This window comes from Pseudoalteromonas sp. S2893 (genome assembly GCF_005887105.1).
Lineage (GTDB): Bacteria > Pseudomonadota > Gammaproteobacteria > Enterobacterales > Alteromonadaceae > Pseudoalteromonas > Pseudoalteromonas atlantica.
In genome coordinates, this window is sequence record NZ_PNCY01000033.1 from 1 (window position 1) to 16,471 (window position 16,471).

Genomic DNA, 16,471 nt, shown 5'->3' on the forward strand with positions numbered 1-16,471 from the left:
GGCGCACCAACGGACAAATTACTGACTAAATATGAAGCGGCACTAGCTCAGTTGGTAGAGCGCGACCTTGCCAAGGTCGAGGTCACGAGTTCGAGCCTCGTGTGCCGCTCCAATCTCTCTAAATACTCCACTAAAATAAACATCTCTTTAAAACAATATCTTGATCTGATTTATAGCTACGAAAATTATTTATAAATATTAAACGCACGAGTGGCCGCATGCCGCCGCGCGATATAAAGGGTTTTAAATAATGCGAAGTGGCGTGGGTAAAAGCTAGGGAGGGGAGGTCAATACAAGGTTAAAAGGTTTCGCCTTGCAAGGTCGCTATAATACGTCTTGCACCGCCAGCGTCGCGATGCTCACCTAAGTAAATACCTTGCCATGTACCTAGCGCTAAGCGCCCATTGCTTATAGGAATACTTAATTCACACCCTAACGTACTGGTTTTTATATGGGCTGGCATATCATCATCACCTTCGTAATCGTGACGATAGTAAGGCTGGCGCTCAGGAACGAAATGGTTAAAGTGGCTTTCCATATCCATGCGCACTGTTGGATCGGCGTTTTCGTTTATGGTTAAACTTGCCGATGTGTGCTGAATAAACAAATGTAATAGGCCAACTTTATAATTGGCCAGCTCGCTCAGCTGCGCGAGTATTTCATCATCAATTAAATGAAATCCTCGAGCACGCGGTTTTAAGGTTATTTGAGTTTGTTGCCAGCTCATAACTTATCAAAGCTAACTTCTATATTTGCATCGCCTGCATCACAGCTAAATGGCATAATTATTTTTTTGCCCTTACTTTTATGTGTGATGGTGTGGCCTTTACCTGCAACTACAATTGGCGTAGCCATATCAAAGTCATAGCCTTTTTCGCCGAGTAAGTTTTTAGCTCCACCGGTAACCATATTAGTAATTTCCCCAACCATATCAGTTACTTCATCGTCTATGTTGTCAGGGCGCTCACCAAGCATGCGTTCCATGATGGTCAGAGCTAAGTTTTCATCAAAGGTAATTGAAAATGAGCCACGAGTTTGCGCGCCCACCATGCCAATTAAACCAGATACATCGCCACAGGCGACTTCGTCTGTTTTTATACGCGGCTTACCTGGTTTTAACTCGGTTTGTGCCATTGTAGATAACACATTGATCAAAGAAGATAAAAATGGATTAATGAACTCAACATTCATGTTAGGTACTCTTAAAATTGGTGCTAAAGTGGCTATCTAAATATGAGTATAGCTTTAAAACAAACTTTGGGTTTAGCTTCTACAAGACTCACACTTACCGTGTGCTTCAATAGTTTGCCCTGATACAACAAAGCCGCTTTCTGCTGCTAAGTTGTTTAGCTCGTGAGAAATAACCGTAGAGTGCAGCTCTTTTACAAAACCACAACTGTCACAGATTAATAGCTGCACAGGATGAATATGATCAAAGTGATGGCAAAGCATAAATGCATTGGTGCTTTCTATTTTGTGAATAAAGCCCAGCTCTGATAAAAAGTCTAGCGCACGGTAAATTGTTGCAGGTTTTGCGCCTGTTTCTGTTACTTTTAATTGCTCAAGTAAATCGTACGCCCCAACGCCGCCTTGGGCGCTAGCTAATAGGCGAAATACTTTTTCGCGGATAGGCGTAAAACGCGCACCACGGTTGTCACAAACTTGTTTTGCTTTACTTACGAGTGATTCTATATTCATCATTCTCTTATCCTTACGCTACCGTGATATACTAACATACTGTGTTGTACTTGCAGCGTTTTTATTAAACACTTTTTATCTAGGAACCCCATTAATGCATGAACTGGTAGCTATATTTATTTTCTTTTTTGCGGTGATAGACCCTATAGGTACAGTGCCTGTATTTATTGCTGTGACACGTGGGGAAGATGAAAAGTTTAAACGAAAAGTTGTTTTTAAAGCCGTGGGTGTATCCGCTGTGGTTTTACTCTTTTTTGTTATTGCCGGTGAGCAGCTATTAAATGCAATAGAAATACCGCTGTCGGCGTTTCAAATAGCCGGGGGCATAGTCCTGCTTATTTTTGCGCTTTCAATGATTTTTGGTGAAAGTAAGCCCGAGTCTGAGATTAAAAGTGTGCGCGACAGCACAGAAACCGCTATTTTTCCGCTAGCCATTCCCTCTATAGCAAGCCCAGGCGCCATGCTTGGCGCAGTACTGATGACCCGCAACGAAGAATACACGTGGGTTGAGCAAGTTACTACATCGTCGATGATGTTGGTTGTATTAGTTGTTGTACTTGTGCTGTTGTTACTCGCAAATCATGTGCATAAATTAATAGGCGACAGTGGCGCAAGTATTATAAGTAGAATCATGGGGTTAATTTTAAGCTCTGTGGCAGTTACAAATATACTCAACGGTATCGCGCATTATTTTGGTTTACAAATATACAGCTAACATTGATGCTAATTAGGCTTTTGTGTAAAATACAGCGCCTTTTTATGGGCGCATTTACTTATAATCCCCGAGGCTTTTACATTGCAAAAACGCACATTAGATAATCCAACGTTAAACAGACGTTTTTCTGTTGCACCCATGCTTGATTGGACTGATCGTCATTGTCGCACTTTTCATCGTAAGATGACTAAGCACGCTGTTTTATACACTGAGATGATCACCACGGGGGCGATTTTATTTGGTCGCGGCGATTACCTACACTTTAATCAGCACGAGGGGCCGGTTGCTTTGCAGCTGGGGGGTTCTGATCCCGAGGCGCTAGCAAAGTGTGCAAAGCTTGCTGGTGAGCGCGGTTACGATGAGATTAACTTAAATGTAGGCTGCCCTTCAGATAGAGTACAGAACGGGCGCTTTGGTGCATGCCTAATGGCCGAGCCTGAGCTGGTTGCACAGTGTGTTGCGGCAATGAAAAGCGAAGTTAGTATTCCTGTTACGGTAAAAACACGAATCGGTATTGATGAGCAAGACTCGTATGAGTTTTTATGCGCATTAATTGAAGCCAGCCATAAAGTTGGCTGTGATGACTTTATTATTCATGCCCGTAAAGCGTGGTTAAATGGTTTAAGCCCTAAAGAAAATCGTGAAGTACCGCCTCTTGATTACCCACGCGTCTACCAACTAAAAAAAGACTACCCACAGCTCGATTTAAGCATTAATGGCGGCGTTAAAACAATTGAAGAAAGCCTAGCGCATTTAGCGCATATAGATGGCGTTATGATTGGTCGCGAAGCATATAGTAATCCATTTATGCTTAATGAGGTGGATGAAAAGATTTACGGTGAGGTGGCCAATACTCAGACTCGTCACGATGTGGTGCGCGCTATGTATGATTACATAGAAGAAGAAATGCGTTTAGGTGCTAACTTTTGGCATATAGCACGCCATATGCTGGGGATTTTTCAGGGGCAGCCAGGGGCGCGCGGATTTAGACGTCACCTTTCAGAAAACGGTCACGGTAAACAGGCTGATTTGTCGGTAATGGATAAAGCATTAAGTTTTGTGCCTGAGTAATACTAAAGCGTTGACCAGTTATAAAAAAACCACTTTATAAAGTGGTTTTTTTATAACTAAAATTTAGTCAAAAGATAAATAAATTAGTGATTTTAGCTTATTAGCATTCAGTTTTTAGTCAGTTTAAAATAACGTGTTAGTTATCTAACTGTCTGAATATAAAGGCTTATAAATAAATTTTTGTTAATTGGCATAACTCTTGGAATCCTGTTGTTGTTATCAATTAAAAACAACAGGACAAAACAATGAGTATATTTAATCGCGTAAATGATGTTATCCAATCCAATATTGCTGCCATGCTGGATAAAGCAGAAGACCCAGAAAAACTCCTCAACCTTATGCTAAGTGAAATGCAAGAAGCGCTTAACGAATGTAGAAGCACGGCCGCAGCCTTGCTGTGCGAAGAAAAAACGCTTAAACGCCAAATTGCACAAAAACAAAAAGACTTAACTTTGTGGCAAACAAAAGCTGAGCTGGCAGTTGCTAAAAACCGTGACGATTTAGCCAAGTCTGCGTTAGTAGAAAAACAGCGAGTAGATGAGCAAATTGCAGCAAAAAACACTCAGCTAAATACTCTAAAAGAGTCGATAGAGAAAATTACGGCAGATTGTGAGCGTTTACAGCAAAAAATGGCGCAAGCTAAAAGCAAACAAGCTCAATTAATAAAACGCCACGATATTGTTGCTGCACGTGAAAAAGTGAACATGCAATTACACAGCGACAACGTCGCAAATGCTTTGTCTCGCTTTGAAATGATAGAGCAAAAAGTGGAAGGCATAGAAGCACAGGTTGATGCTTATGAACTTACAAATACAGCGCAATCAACCGCTGAGCAAATTGAGTCTTTAGTTAAAAATGAAAAAATAGATGCAGAGCTGGCTCGTTTAAAAGCCAATGTTAAGCAAAGTAATACCAGTACAACTGCGCCAAGCGCTTAAGGAGTAAAGTATGAATAACTTTAAAACACAGCGTGGTTGGTACAAAGATTCACTGAATAAAAAAATATCGGGCGTATGCAGTGGGTTAGCGCGTCGCCTTGATTTTCCAGTGTGGTCAACACGCTTAGTAACAATTTTATTATTTATAAGTTTTCCGTTTGCAGTGGCGCTTGGTTATTTGATTGCTCACTGCTGTCTTGAAGAGCGTGCGTATTAGGAGAGGGATATGAAAACCTTAGCAATATGTGTTGTCGTATATGTGTTACTTTTTACTGATACAGTGTCGCTAATACATTTTGATTCATGGCAGTTTCCACTGTGGATTGCAGATATGAGCTGGGTGGGGCTTGAGCTGGCTGGCGTATTAGTCGCTATTATTGCAGTGGTAGCCGTAATGGCTTTAGTGACCATGGGGTTAATAGGCGCAGGGATTGTCGCGCTGGTTGGCACCATTTTGGCACTGTTATTTGGTTCAGTGATGATAGCCTGGCCATTATTATTTGTAGCTGTACTGTGCTGGTTGGTGCTCGATAACAAAAAAGTAACCTCTTAAGCCTTAATTTAACTGACTATTATTAGTTAACTATGTTAAATTTAAAGTGAAATTTTATGCTTTCACAAGGAATAAAGCGATGATGAAGCAGTGCTTTTTTATGGCCTCGGCGTTAATGATTAATGTGTTTTCGTCATCGGTTGCTGCACATGCTGGGCACAGCCACGATACAGACGAAGCTAAGCTTGAAGTAAGCCATGCACAAGTAAGGGCATTTTTGCCTGGTAGTAAGTCGAGTGTTGGCTATTTAACAATTTCTAACCACGGTGGTGGTGTTGCTAAATTAACTAAAGCGACCATCGAAGGTTTAGGCCGTGTAGAAATACATGAGCACAAACATGTCAACGGCATGATGAAAATGCAACAGGTTAAAGCTGTCACCATTAAGGGCCATGAAAGCCTAAGCTTTGAGCCTGGTGGTTACCATTTAATGGTATTTGATCCACAAGGACCGCTAAAAGTAGGGCAAGAACGTAAACTCACGCTATATTTTAGTGACGGTAACCGCTTGTTTACTAATGCTCAAGTGGTTTCGCTTGAAGCGCAAGCTGCGCATTCAAAGCCATCTAAAAAACAACACGCTCATCACTAGGAGGATAAATGTCGCAACATAAAGGAAAAATAGCTGGTGCCTTAGTGGTACTACTTATTATTTTTTACGCTATTGCAGTTTATTGGAGCATTGAGCCGGCACGTTTTAACGTAGTGACTAATGCAAAAGAAACGGCGCAAGCACGCAACGAAAAAATGGTAACAGGCTATACAACCACCTCAACGCTTATTACCGTTGCTAGCACATTACTTGATAAGCAAGGTGGGTATTTATCAAACGATGTGATGCCGCCAAGTGTGATAATGGATGACATGCCTGCGTGGGAATATGGCGCGCTTGAAATGGTGCGTGATTTAGCGCTATCAATGCGTAAAGACTTTAGCCGTTCACAGTCGCAATCTACCGAACATGAAGCCCTTAAAAAAGCGCAGCCGCAATTTAATATTAGCTCTGAAGCATGGGCATGGCCAAGTGCCGAGGGAGAGTACCAAAAGGGAATAGACTACCTTCTTGTGTACCGCTCACAAATTGCTAACGAGCATGAGCGCGATAGCCAATTTTATTCACGTGCAGACAATCTACGTAGCTGGTTAAAAGAAGCCGAAAAGCGTTTAGGCAGTTTAAGTCAGCGTTTAAGTGCAAGTGTTGGCCAAGACAAAGTAAATACCGATTTAGCCGGTAATTCTTCAAACACGCAAGCGACCTATACACCACTTCAGCAACAAGTAAGAACGTCGTGGTGGGAAATAGACGACGTGTTTTACGAGTCGCGCGGTGCAACGTGGGCGTTATTACACTTTTTACAAGCGGTTGAGTATGACTTTGCTGATGTATTAGAAAAGAAAAATGCACGTGTAAGCTTACAGCAAATTATACGTGAGCTTGAGGCAACACAAGAAACCGTGTGGAGCCCAATTATATTAAACGGGAATGGTTTTGGCTTTGTGGCAAATCATTCTTTAGTTATGGCAAATTATATTTCAAGAGCCAATGCGGCTTTAATCGAACTTAGCGAACTACTAGCTCAAGGATAAAAAATGAAAAAGTATTGTTTAGCAGCTGCCCTTTCAATGGCATGTTTAGCCCCTGCAGCACAGGCAGACACTCTATTAGGTTTATATGTAGGTGTTGATGGCTGGCAGTCAGATAACGACGGTCAGTTTTCTTACAAAGATAACGCACCACAAGATTTTAATTTTGAAGACGAAACCTTTATTAGCTACTACGCGGCACTAGAGCACCCAGTGCCATTAGTTCCTAACCTAAAGCTTAAATACACTGAGCTTGAACTTAATGGCTCAGCAACCCTTACTGATACGTTTAGCTTTAATGGCTCAGATTACGTAGTTGGTACAACTGCAAATACATTAAGTGATTTAACTCACATTGATTACATTCTTTATTACGAAATTTTTGATAACGATTTAATTTCAATTGATTTAGGTTTAAACGCAAAGCAGTTTGACGGTGACATTGTTGTAACTGGTACTACTCAACAAGGCGGCACTAACTTCTCTGAGACTAAAGATTTTTCGGGCTTTGTGCCACTTGCGTATGGCCGTGCTGAAGCAGGCTTACCATTTACGGGTTTGAGCGTGTTTTTTGAAGGCAGCTTTTTAGCTATCGACGATAGTAAAGTGCAAGACTACCAAGTAGGCGTAGCATATGAACTTATTGATAACCTAGCGGTAGATGTAGCTATTAAAGCAGGTTACCGCTCAATGACGTTAGAGCTAGATGATGTTGATGATATTAATACCGATATTGACGCATCAGGCCCATTTGCGGGTATTCAAGTTCACTTTTAATTAGTGAGCTTACAGCGTGGTGTGTTATTTATTAACATGCCACGTTAAATCAAATTCTCCCTCCAATGCATTATTAATTAATTGCTTATACACCTTATTTACAGGGTAATTTATAAGCTTAGAAAGCTCATCGCCAGTTTGGGTAAACTTGTAATAGCTTAATACTAAGTCACTGCTTTTAGCTTTTAACGTCACTTTTTGCGATAAAAACGACAGGGTGAGTTCTTGGCCTGCTTTTAATACCGCCGATTCTATTTCTTTTCTGTAGAGTAAATTAAGATCCATTAGCGTTAAAATATCAGGAAAGCTGATCCCCGTTTTTCCTAAATTAAGCGATACCTTATTGCCTTTTCGTAGTAAGTCGAAAAGCGAAGGCTTTTTATAAAACCCTAATAAAATAAAGTGACTGTCGTCTTTAGCGTTGTAGCTGCTCAGCGATACACACTTTTGTAATGCATCAGCTTCGCGTTGGGTCATATGCTTGAGTGTTTGTAAGCTTTTTATAGAAAATGTACCGGGGTTGAGGGTCTCGCCAGTTAAAATTTTAGCCCACAGTGTTTGCATCGATTCATTTGAGGTGTCTTCACATAGGGCAATAAAGCGCTCTATCCAGTCGGCATCTGGTTGCTTATTACTTGCCACATCGGGGCAAAACCCCATTGCTTTAGCTAAAATGGTTTCTATATTTTGCTGCTGTTTTATAAGCAGTAAATCTTGGCGCTTTTGGGCGCGCGCTAAAATAGGGTTATCGCTATTTATGTGATAAAGCGGGTTTAGATTGCCTTTAGAACCGTAACTTTGATCTGTACTTGGTTGCCCAGTATTTGTGGTTATTTTTTTTACGGGGTAGCCAAGTAAAGACTCAATTATATTGGCGAGGTTAATTCTCGCTTGGGCTGATTTTACTGTCATCGTTATCCAGCTGTGTTTTTTGGTCGCGTAATTGCGCCACTGTTTGTAAGTTATTTAAGCCAAGTGACACTGTATTGCTTAATACATACTCACTAAAAATTGATAGATAACCCGAAATTAGCGGGGTATTGGTTTGGCCATTAATATTACACGTTACATTTACCACACCTTCTACTTCGGTAAATGTAATTTCACCTTCAATAATATGCTCATTTTTTAAAAGCGCATTAAAGGTCATTTTATTTTGCGAAAGCGAAGTAATGGTCATTTCTCCATACCCCCAGTCGCTTTGCCACGATTGATGCGCGCCTATACCGCGACTAGGTTCGCCTAAAGTAAAAGTGATAGACGGATCTACTTTGCCCCAGGGCGACCATGTATGCCAAAGGCTAAAGTCAGACACCAGCGATTTAACGGTCGCTACATTGGCATTTATTTGTATGTTTTTATTTACGCTGTAATTTTGCGGCAGGGTAAAACCAATCAAAATAGCCACTAAAACTAACAATAAGAGCGTTTTTATAAGGATTTTAAAAAATTTAATAGGCACACCTTTTACGAGTTTTTTAGTTTGAAATATAACAACTTTTTATTAATCGACTATAGTATGAATTAGCCTATAAACCAAAAATATATTTTTAGCACATAGGTATGAGCTTATATAAGTATTAAAACTGATAAAGGGTAGATAATGTCGTCAGAACAAAGCGATTTTTTATTTTTAGCGCCAGACAGCGAAGAAGAAATAACCCAAGAATTAACTGATTTTTGGGATGTTTTGATCGTTGATGACGATCCTGAAATACATTCAGTGACTAAGCTTGCATTGTCGGGCGTAGAGTTTTGGGGAGCAGGGCTGCGTTTTCACGATGCGTACTCTGGCAGCGAAGCCATCGAAATACTCAAAAACAATAATACAATATCCGTTATTTTTTTAGATGTAGTGATGGAATCTGATGATGCGGGTTTGCAAGTTGTAAAACGCGTACGCGAAGAGCTAAATAATCAGCATGTGCGAATTATTTTACGTACCGGCCAAGCGGGCAACACCCCAGAAGAAAAAGTAATTCGCGAATATGACATTAACGATTATAAAACAAAAACAGAGTTAACTCGTTCTAAATTAGTAACTTCTTTAATTACCGCTATTCGCTCGTACGAGCAAGTGTGCCAACTTGAGTATCAAAGTGATGCAATGAACACCATTGTTTCGGCTTCAAAGTCTATTTTAGGGCTTACCGATATTAAAGTGTTGTGCAAAGAGATTATTAAACACTTGGGCATTATTTTAGAGTGTCAACAAGTTGGGTTGGTATGCAGTAAGCTAGATGGCGATAACTTTATTCAAGTATTAGGTGGCAGTGGCCATTATGAGAGCTACTTTGGTGAAAAGCTTGCTAATGTTGATAGCGTTGCGCTTGAACAAGTAGATCAGTGTTTTGAGTCGGCCCAGCATTGCCAAACTGATTCGAGCGTAACTTTTATTGTTAAAAGTAAGCACCGCCAGGCTGCTATTTATTTAGAGTGCGAGCATAAACCGAGTGATGCGCAGCTGCAATTTGCAGAGATTTTTCTTACTAATGTGAGTGTAGCCCTTGATAACGTAAGGCTGTTTGTAAAACTAAGAGATGCGGCCTACAAAGATGTACTAACCGGTATTTCTAATCGTACTAATTTTATTGAGCGGGTGGTGCGTTATCAAAAACCACACGTTAATGACTACGTTTTTGTATTAATTGATGTGATTGGTTTTGCAGATATTAACAATGGCTTAGGACAAGAAATTGGCAATCATTTGTTAATCGAGATTGTAAAGCGGCTTAAAGATGCTTACCCAGACGCAAAGTTATTGTCGCGTATTGGCGCAGATGTATTTGGCTTTATTATTCGCCAAACGGAGTTTGACCTTGAACAATTTAACGACGTGCTAAGTGTGCCTTTTAGTGCTGGCGAGCATATTTTGCCTGTCGATTTTAGAATTGGTTTATGTCAGCAGCAAGACTTTCAAAGTACTGGGTTAGATACACTCAAAGTTGCCTATATTGCATTAAACCAAGCTAAAAAGCTTAAATGCAAAGAGGGTATTTACTACGATATTGATATGCAAGACAAAATGGCTTGGCGCTTAGGTATTATTAGGCAGTTACGTCATGATTTTGCTCGGCAAAAGCTCCAAGTGTGGTATCAGCCTCAGCTTTCACTCGATGATTTGTCTTTGATTGGCTGTGAAGCATTGCTGCGCTGGCCATCAGAAGATGGCTCGTTTATATCTCCTGCGGTGTTTGTGCCTTTAGCAGAGGATGCCGGTTTAATTGTTGATATTGGCCAATGGGTTTTAGAACAAGCTTGCCAACAGCAAAAACGCTTAGAGGCACTCGGTGAAGAAATTTGCATTGCTGTAAATGTATCTGTGCCGCAGTTTAAGGTTAAAGGCTACGCTAAAACAGTAAAAAACACCTTACAAAAGTACGATGTTAAACCATGCAATATAGAGTTAGAAGTGACTGAAAGCGTGGTAATGGATGAATTAGAAACCGTGATCAATACCCTAAAAGAGTTAAAAGAATTAGGCGTAGAAGTGGCGATTGATGATTTTGGAACGGGCTTTTCTTCATTAAGTTACTTACAAAGTTTACCGCTTGATAGGCTTAAAATAGACCGCGCATTTGTAAAAGATTTACCCGATAACGATACCGGTGCTATTGCTGCTTTGGTGGTGTCGCTTGGTGCTAAACTAGGACTAAAAACAATTGCTGAAGGTGTAGAAACACAGCAGCAGGCAGAGTTTTTGAAAAACTTAGGGTGTGATGAAGTACAAGGTTTTATGTACGCTAAGCCAATGCCTGAGCATGAACTTTTAGAGTTTATTAAAGAGCGAAATAAAAAAACTTAATATCAACAGACTTTACAGTAGGCGCGATATCTCTAGGCAATGTTGTATAAATAAGCAATGTATTAGGATATAATTCGCGCCTTTTGTTATTCTACGGCCAAAACTATGAGCTCCCTTAAAGCTGAACGCGCGCTATTTTCATACCCCAAATATTGGGCAGAATGTTATGGCACCGCCCCATTTTTACCTACCACTCGCGAAGAAATGGATGCTCTTGGCTGGGATAGCTGCGACATTATAATTATTAGCGGCGATGCCTATGTTGATCACCCTAGTTTTGGTATGGCGGTTATTGGCCGTGTACTTGAAGCGCAAGGCTTTAGAGTAGGTATAATTGCTCAGCCAGATTGGCAATCAAAAGATGCCTTTATGGGGCTTGGTAAACCAAACTTATTTTTTGGTGTTACAGCCGGCAACATGGATTCGATGATCAACCGCTACACGGCAGAAAAACGAATGCGCCATGACGATGCATATACACCAGGTAATGTGGGCGGCAAGCGCCCTGACCGTGCGGTGATGATTTACTCTCAGCGCTTACGTGAAGCCTATAAAGGTGTCCCTATTGTTATTGGTGGTATTGAAGCAAGCTTGCGCCGTATTGCGCATTACGACTACTGGCAAGAAAAAGTACGCCGTAGTATTTTATTTGATGCCAAAGCCGACATCCTTATTTATGGTAATGCAGAGCGCCCGCTGGTGGAAGTAGCCCACCGTATAGCCGCTGGCGAAACTATGGATACAATTCAGGATATTCGTGGTACAGCGGTTATTCGTAAAGAGCCAATACCGGGCTGGCGCGGAAGTGATTCAACAGCGATAGATAAAATAGGCAAAATTGACCCTATCCCAAACCCCTATGGGGCTGATGATGTTGGGTGTAGTAAATCAGAGTTTAAGCAAGCCGGAATTGATTTAAAAGCAGAGGCCGCTAAACCAATAACTATTCAGCCTGCGCGCCCTAAACCGTGGGAAAAAACATACGTTAAACTGCCTGCATTTGAGCAAGTAAGCGTTAATAAACCGCTTTATGCTCATGCCTCGCGCATTTTGCACCAAGAGACCAACCCAGGCTGTGCTCGTGCGTTATTTCAGCGCCATGGCGATCGCTCTATTTGGGTTAACCCGCCGGCATTCCCGCTCGAAACCCATGAGATGGATGATGTATTTGGTTTGCCTTATCAGCGTATACCGCACCCAAGTTATGGTGATGCAAAAATACCAGCCTACGATATGATTAAAACGTCGGTTAATATTATGCGTGGCTGTTTTGGTGGCTGTTCGTTCTGCTCTATTACCGAGCATGAAGGACGTATTATTCAAAGTCGCTCGCAAGAGTCGATTATTGACGAAATAGAACAAATTAGAGATAAAGTACCTGGTTTTACCGGTGTTATTTCTGATTTAGGTGGCCCAACGGCCAACATGTATAAATTACGCTGTACGAGCAAAAAAGCAGAAAGTACCTGTAGACGACTCTCATGTGTTTACCCTGATATATGTAAGCACATGGATACAGACCATACACCTACTATCGATTTATACAAAAAAGCCCGTGAAGTGAAAGGCATTAAAAAGATTTTGATCGCCTCCGGCGTTCGTTACGATCTAGCCGTACAAGACCCTCGCTATGTAAAAGAGCTGGTTACACATCATGTGGGTGGCTATTTAAAAATTGCCCCTGAGCACACAGAAGATGGCCCTTTGTCTAAAATGATGAAGCCGGGCATGGGTGCTTACGATCAATTTAAAGAACTATTTGATAAGTACTCAAAAGAAGCGGGTAAAAAGCAGTACTTAATACCGTACTTTATTTCAGCGCACCCGGGTACCAAAGACGAAGACATGGTTAATATGGCATTGTGGCTTAAATCTAACGACTTTAAGTTAGACCAAGTACAAAACTTTTACCCGTCGCCTATGGCCAATGCAACCACCATTTACCATACAGAAATGAACTCGTTGCGTAATATTAAAAACAACAAAGAGCAAGTGCCCGTGCCAAAAGGAGCACGCCAACGTCGCTTACACAAAGCCATATTGCGTTATCACGATCCATCGGGTTGGCCAATGATCCGCGATGCACTGCGCAGTATGGGGAAAGCCAATTTAATTGGTAAAGGCCCAAATTGCTTAGTGCCAGAAGAAGGCCGCGATGAAAAAGCACATAAAGGCGCTGGTAAAGGTAAAGGAGGGCGCCCAGCCTTAACGCGCCATACTGGGTTTAGCCAATTTAAAAAGGCTAACACTAAACCTAAAGTAGGCGGCAATCGCCAGCGTGCTTCTCGCTAAGCGTTAAAACAAGTAAACAAAAAACCCGATACTGAGTAACAGTATCGGGTTTTTTATTGCGTAAATTTACTGCTGTTAGGAGTGCATTACACCTTAAAGTTTTCTACCGATATTCTTAGCTCTTCAGCGAGTTTGGCTACTTCTGAGCTTGAAATGTTTGTTTGATTTGCACCCTCAGCAGTTTGCTCGGCTATGGCTACAATAGATTCTAAACGTTCACTAATTTCTTGTGATACTTGTTGTTGCTCTTGAGCTGCGGTAGAGATTTCTTCACTTACATCGTGTGCTTGCGATACGGCAAGTGTAATTGAGTCTAATGCGCTGCTTGCTAAGTCGCTTTGTTCAACACATGACTCTGCTTGCTGTTTACCTTTATCCATTGCTGTTACAGCCGCTTCTGCGCCACTTTGAAGCGATTCAATCATAGATTGTATCTCTTGGGTCGACTCTTGCGTTTTGCTTGCCAGTGAGCGTACTTCATCAGCTACTACCGCAAAACCTCGGCCATATTCACCGGCACGTGCTGCTTCAATTGCAGCGTTAAGTGCTAATAGGTTGGTTTGCTCTGCAATGCCGCGTATTACATCTAAAATACTGCCTATTGATGCGCTGTCTTGATGAAGCTTATTAATAACACCTGATGCATCGTCCACCTCGCGAGCAAGTTGCTCAATAGTGGCTTTATTTTGATGAGAAATACCTTTTACACGTTCAGCTTCTTTATCGGCATTTTTAATTTCGTTAAGTGCCTGCTGTGCGCTGTTGCTTACTGTTTGCGACGTGCTGCTCATTTCGGTTGTGGCTGTTGCCGCTTGCTCTACTTGTGCTTGTTGGTTACGAATAGCTTGGCTTGACTCACCGGTAATGGCCGATGTTTGCTCAGACGCCGCTGCTAATTGAGTTGAGCGTGAAATAATGCCCTTAATTAAGCTACGTAGGCTATCTATAAGGGTGTTACAGCTTTTTGATAGCTCGCCAAATTCATCTTTTGCAGAGTCATCTAAGCGTTGGGTCATATCACCGCTGGCAACAATATCTAAAATCCGATTAACCTCAGCCAGTGGCTTAGTGATTCTATTAACGGTAAGGATCGCAATTGCAATTGCAATTAACGTTGCGATGATCATGCCTGCCCATGTCCAGAGCGTCGCTGAATCTACATCCTCGCGAACACCTTCTTGTAATTTGTAAGCCACAGTACTTGCTTGTGTTACTAAATCATCAATTTGCGACAGTGCCATAGTGGTTGCTTGCTCTGATTGGGCAAGTTCTTTTTCGGTAAGTGCGATAGCGTCAATAAGGCGCTGCTTATTGGCCGCTAGGCTATTATTGCCGCTAATATTTTCTATTAGCGTATCAACGTATGCTTGTAAATCACTGTATAGGTCGTTGTTATCTTGCTCTATAGCTGGCTTTATTAACGCTAAAGTACGAATAACTTCGTCAAGGTAATAAGCTTGCTCATTTTTTACAATATCTAGGGTGTTTGTCGTTTTAACCGTGAGCATATCGGTACTGTTACTCACCACAGACATAAAGTTGTTTTCTAAGTTATTGGCAGCTTGGTAAGCGCGTGGGTGGTTTTGCTCAAAGTTAGTAATATCTGTGATATCAAGCACGACTGAATTGGCATCTTCAGCTGCAATCTCAATTGTTTCAAGCTGTGCTGTGAGGGTTTTATTAAGTGCCAGTTGTTTATCTTTATCAGCTAATAGGTTTTCGACCGTACCTAAAAAGCTTAAGTAGGTTTTTTCTACTGCTTGGCTTTTTTGACTCAGTGATGCATCGTTTTTTACTACACGTTGAAGGTCGGCGTGCAGCGAGTTGAATTTGTCTTTTTGCTCAAGTACTTTTTGTTTTATAGGGGTGAGCTGTGCGCTTGAGGTGGTATAAAAACTAGCTTGGGCTGCTTTACTCATTAAAATAAATTCAGCTTGTAGTTCTGAGCTTTTATTAAGCGCGGGCAGTGATAACTGGTTTACCTGCTGGGTAGAGCGGTCAATGCTCGCAATTTTTATTAAAGAGTTACCACCAATGATTATGAGTAATAAGGTGATAAATATAAAACCACACCAAATTCGTTGGCTTACTGTCAGATTCATATGGATTTCCAATTAAAGTACTTCAATCACATCTTATCGGCTTTTTAACCAATAAGTTAAGCAATTAATATCTATTAATTTAAATTTAACATATGTACTGGGGTTTTACAGTTTATTTAGATAAAAGCGTCGGCTTTTCTACTATTTTTTGCTTAGTTTGCAAATCCATCATCGTTAAAGCACCGCCCCATACGCATCCGGTATCGAGCGCATGTATGTGATTGAGCTGAGTAACCCCTTCAAGAGCGGCCCAATGGCCAAATATAAGGTTGTTTTCTAATGCTTTTATATTAGGGTGAGTAAACCAGGCTGTTAACGTTTTATTATCGTTAATTGCGCCTTTCGCACTAAGCTCTAACGTGTTGTTGCTAGTTAAAAAGCGCATGCGGGTAAAGTAGTTAACAATGTATCTAAACTTATCAAATTCGTTTAAATCGTCATGCCATATAGCGGGGTGGGGCTGATACATTTTTTCAAAAAAGTGCTTAGCATTTGCCGATTGATAACAACGCTGAGCAAACTGTGCGTGTTTAAGTGCGCTTTCTATAGACCAATTAGGGTTAAGCCCTGCATGCGATATAAAGCTGCGGTGCTGCGCTAAATAAATAGCAAGCGGCTGAGTTTGCAAATAGGCGATATAGTGATGAAGCTTTTTACTATCAAAAATAGCACCGAGTTTATCTTTGGGGTTTATTGGCTTATTAAGATAGTGACAGGCAACCATGTGTAAATCATGATTGCCTAAAGTAACACTCATGCTGTCTTGATGGCGATAAATATAATCTAGGCAGGCTAGGGAGTCCGGCCCACGTGCGACGATATCGCCCACTAAATAAAGGTGATCTTTGCTTGGGTTAAAGTCAACCCGTTTGAGCAAGCGGCTAAACTCTTTAAAGCAGCCTTGTAAATCACCAATTGCGTAATCAGCCATGGCGC

General features: G+C 41.2%; 17 protein-coding genes and 1 tRNA gene. 11 read left to right on the forward strand and 7 right to left on the reverse strand.

All coding sequences use genetic code 11. From position 1 onward, the window contains the following. The first annotated feature begins 36 nt into the window (after positions 1 to 36). A tRNA-Gly gene (locus tag CWC04_RS15430) sits at positions 37 to 112 on the forward strand. Between the two features lie 186 nt (positions 113 to 298). On the opposite strand, the gene CWC04_RS15435 is transcribed toward CWC04_RS15430, so the two are convergent. From CWC04_RS15435 to CWC04_RS15445, 3 genes are all read right to left on the reverse strand, one after another. Next, positions 299 to 727: a secondary thiamine-phosphate synthase enzyme YjbQ gene (locus CWC04_RS15435; RefSeq protein ID WP_054983902.1), complete on the reverse strand. Its 429-nt coding sequence runs from the start codon at positions 725 to 727 to the stop codon at positions 299 to 301. Beyond that, on the reverse strand, positions 724 to 1,191 hold the full coding sequence (locus tag CWC04_RS15440) for a chemotaxis protein CheX (RefSeq protein ID WP_029773279.1): 468 nt from the start codon (positions 1,189 to 1,191) through the stop codon (positions 724 to 726). The genes CWC04_RS15435 and CWC04_RS15440 overlap by 4 nt, the downstream gene beginning before the upstream one ends. 72 nt (positions 1,192 to 1,263) lie before the next feature. Next, positions 1,264 to 1,698 (reverse strand): transcriptional repressor, encoded by a 435-nt coding sequence (locus CWC04_RS15445; RefSeq protein WP_029773280.1) that lies wholly within the window; start codon positions 1,696 to 1,698, stop codon positions 1,264 to 1,266. Positions 1,699 to 1,792: 94 nt separating this feature from the next. Here CWC04_RS15445 and CWC04_RS15450 point away from each other — a divergent pair, with 94 nt between their 5' ends. The 8 genes from CWC04_RS15450 (at position 1,793) to CWC04_RS15485 (ending at position 7,336) form a co-directional block, all read left to right on the forward strand. Continuing rightward, complete coding sequence (locus CWC04_RS15450) at positions 1,793 to 2,413, forward strand: MarC family protein (RefSeq protein WP_004589061.1); 621 nt, start codon at positions 1,793 to 1,795, stop codon at positions 2,411 to 2,413. 81 nt (positions 2,414 to 2,494) lie between these two features. Further along, positions 2,495 to 3,484: a tRNA dihydrouridine(20/20a) synthase DusA gene (gene dusA / locus CWC04_RS15455; protein WP_126005878.1), complete on the forward strand. Its 990-nt coding sequence runs from the start codon at positions 2,495 to 2,497 to the stop codon at positions 3,482 to 3,484. A gap of 245 nt (positions 3,485 to 3,729) precedes the next feature. Then, positions 3,730 to 4,422, forward strand: a complete 693-nt coding sequence (locus CWC04_RS15460; RefSeq protein WP_138685842.1) for a PspA/IM30 family protein — start codon at positions 3,730 to 3,732, stop codon at positions 4,420 to 4,422. A 10-nt stretch (positions 4,423 to 4,432) separates the two neighbouring features. Further along, positions 4,433 to 4,639: a PspC domain-containing protein gene (locus CWC04_RS15465; RefSeq protein WP_024031508.1), complete on the forward strand. Its 207-nt coding sequence runs from the start codon at positions 4,433 to 4,435 to the stop codon at positions 4,637 to 4,639. A 9-nt stretch (positions 4,640 to 4,648) separates the two neighbouring features. After that, complete coding sequence (locus CWC04_RS15470; protein ID WP_024031509.1) at positions 4,649 to 4,975, forward strand: hypothetical protein; 327 nt, start codon at positions 4,649 to 4,651, stop codon at positions 4,973 to 4,975. Between the two features lie 79 nt (positions 4,976 to 5,054). Further along, entirely contained in the window at positions 5,055 to 5,567 is a 513-nt protein-coding gene (locus tag CWC04_RS15475) for a copper chaperone PCu(A)C (protein WP_138685843.1), read from the forward strand. 8 nt (positions 5,568 to 5,575) lie between these two features. Next, positions 5,576 to 6,562, forward strand: a complete 987-nt coding sequence (locus CWC04_RS15480) for a DUF2333 family protein (RefSeq protein ID WP_004585847.1) — start codon at positions 5,576 to 5,578, stop codon at positions 6,560 to 6,562. A 3-nt stretch (positions 6,563 to 6,565) separates the two neighbouring features. Then, entirely contained in the window at positions 6,566 to 7,336 is a 771-nt protein-coding gene (locus CWC04_RS15485) for a TIGR04219 family outer membrane beta-barrel protein (RefSeq protein WP_004585848.1), read from the forward strand. Between the two features lie 24 nt (positions 7,337 to 7,360). On the opposite strand, the gene CWC04_RS15490 is transcribed toward CWC04_RS15485, so the two are convergent. Together CWC04_RS15490 and CWC04_RS15495 are read right to left on the reverse strand one after the other, a co-directional pair. Next, positions 7,361 to 8,248, reverse strand: a complete 888-nt coding sequence (locus tag CWC04_RS15490) for a TIGR03899 family protein (RefSeq protein ID WP_138685844.1) — start codon at positions 8,246 to 8,248, stop codon at positions 7,361 to 7,363. Next, on the reverse strand, positions 8,217 to 8,798 hold the full coding sequence (locus CWC04_RS15495) for an SRPBCC family protein (RefSeq protein WP_138685845.1): 582 nt from the start codon (positions 8,796 to 8,798) through the stop codon (positions 8,217 to 8,219). Before CWC04_RS15495 ends, CWC04_RS15490 begins: the two co-directional genes overlap by 32 nt. A 141-nt stretch (positions 8,799 to 8,939) precedes the next feature. Here CWC04_RS15495 and CWC04_RS15500 point away from each other — a divergent pair, with 141 nt between their 5' ends. Next, positions 8,940 to 11,141 (forward strand): bifunctional diguanylate cyclase/phosphodiesterase, encoded by a 2,202-nt coding sequence (locus CWC04_RS15500; RefSeq protein ID WP_138685846.1) that lies wholly within the window; start codon positions 8,940 to 8,942, stop codon positions 11,139 to 11,141. Between the two features lie 105 nt (positions 11,142 to 11,246). Further along, on the forward strand, positions 11,247 to 13,433 hold the full coding sequence (locus CWC04_RS15505) for a YgiQ family radical SAM protein (protein WP_024031514.1): 2,187 nt from the start codon (positions 11,247 to 11,249) through the stop codon (positions 13,431 to 13,433). Between the two features lie 86 nt (positions 13,434 to 13,519). On the opposite strand, the gene CWC04_RS15510 is transcribed toward CWC04_RS15505, so the two are convergent. Then, positions 13,520 to 15,535, reverse strand: coding sequence for a methyl-accepting chemotaxis protein (locus tag CWC04_RS15510; protein WP_126005891.1), 2,016 nt, complete (start codon positions 15,533 to 15,535; stop codon positions 13,520 to 13,522). 112 nt (positions 15,536 to 15,647) lie between these two features. Beyond that, the gene (locus CWC04_RS15515; RefSeq protein WP_138685847.1) at positions 15,648 to 16,466 is read right to left on the reverse strand and encodes a symmetrical bis(5'-nucleosyl)-tetraphosphatase; all 819 of its coding nucleotides are present in this window, start codon (positions 16,464 to 16,466) and stop codon (positions 15,648 to 15,650) included. Positions 16,467 to 16,471 lie beyond the last annotated feature (5 nt).

Coding starts and splice junctions, on each gene's coding strand:
- CWC04_RS15435 (WP_054983902.1), bottom strand. CDS start 727: ATGAGCTGGCAACAAACTCAAATAACCTTAAAACCGCGTGCTCGAGGA.
- CWC04_RS15445 (WP_029773280.1), bottom strand. CDS start 1,698: ATGAATATAGAATCACTCGTAAGTAAAGCAAAACAAGTTTGTGACAAC.
- CWC04_RS15475 (WP_138685843.1), top strand. CDS start 5,055: ATGATGAAGCAGTGCTTTTTTATGGCCTCGGCGTTAATGATTAATGTG.
- CWC04_RS15440 (WP_029773279.1), bottom strand. CDS start 1,191: ATGAATGTTGAGTTCATTAATCCATTTTTATCTTCTTTGATCAATGTG.
- CWC04_RS15465 (WP_024031508.1), top strand. CDS start 4,433: ATGAATAACTTTAAAACACAGCGTGGTTGGTACAAAGATTCACTGAAT.
- CWC04_RS15515 (WP_138685847.1), bottom strand. CDS start 16,466: ATGGCTGATTACGCAATTGGTGATTTACAAGGCTGCTTTAAAGAGTTT.
- CWC04_RS15470 (WP_024031509.1), top strand. CDS start 4,649: ATGAAAACCTTAGCAATATGTGTTGTCGTATATGTGTTACTTTTTACT.
- CWC04_RS15450 (WP_004589061.1), top strand. CDS start 1,793: ATGCATGAACTGGTAGCTATATTTATTTTCTTTTTTGCGGTGATAGAC.
- CWC04_RS15480 (WP_004585847.1), top strand. CDS start 5,576: ATGTCGCAACATAAAGGAAAAATAGCTGGTGCCTTAGTGGTACTACTT.
- CWC04_RS15505 (WP_024031514.1), top strand. CDS start 11,247: ATGAGCTCCCTTAAAGCTGAACGCGCGCTATTTTCATACCCCAAATAT.
- CWC04_RS15485 (WP_004585848.1), top strand. CDS start 6,566: ATGAAAAAGTATTGTTTAGCAGCTGCCCTTTCAATGGCATGTTTAGCC.
- CWC04_RS15500 (WP_138685846.1), top strand. CDS start 8,940: ATGTCGTCAGAACAAAGCGATTTTTTATTTTTAGCGCCAGACAGCGAA.
- CWC04_RS15490 (WP_138685844.1), bottom strand. CDS start 8,248: ATGACAGTAAAATCAGCCCAAGCGAGAATTAACCTCGCCAATATAATT.
- CWC04_RS15460 (WP_138685842.1), top strand. CDS start 3,730: ATGAGTATATTTAATCGCGTAAATGATGTTATCCAATCCAATATTGCT.
- CWC04_RS15510 (WP_126005891.1), bottom strand. CDS start 15,535: ATGAATCTGACAGTAAGCCAACGAATTTGGTGTGGTTTTATATTTATC.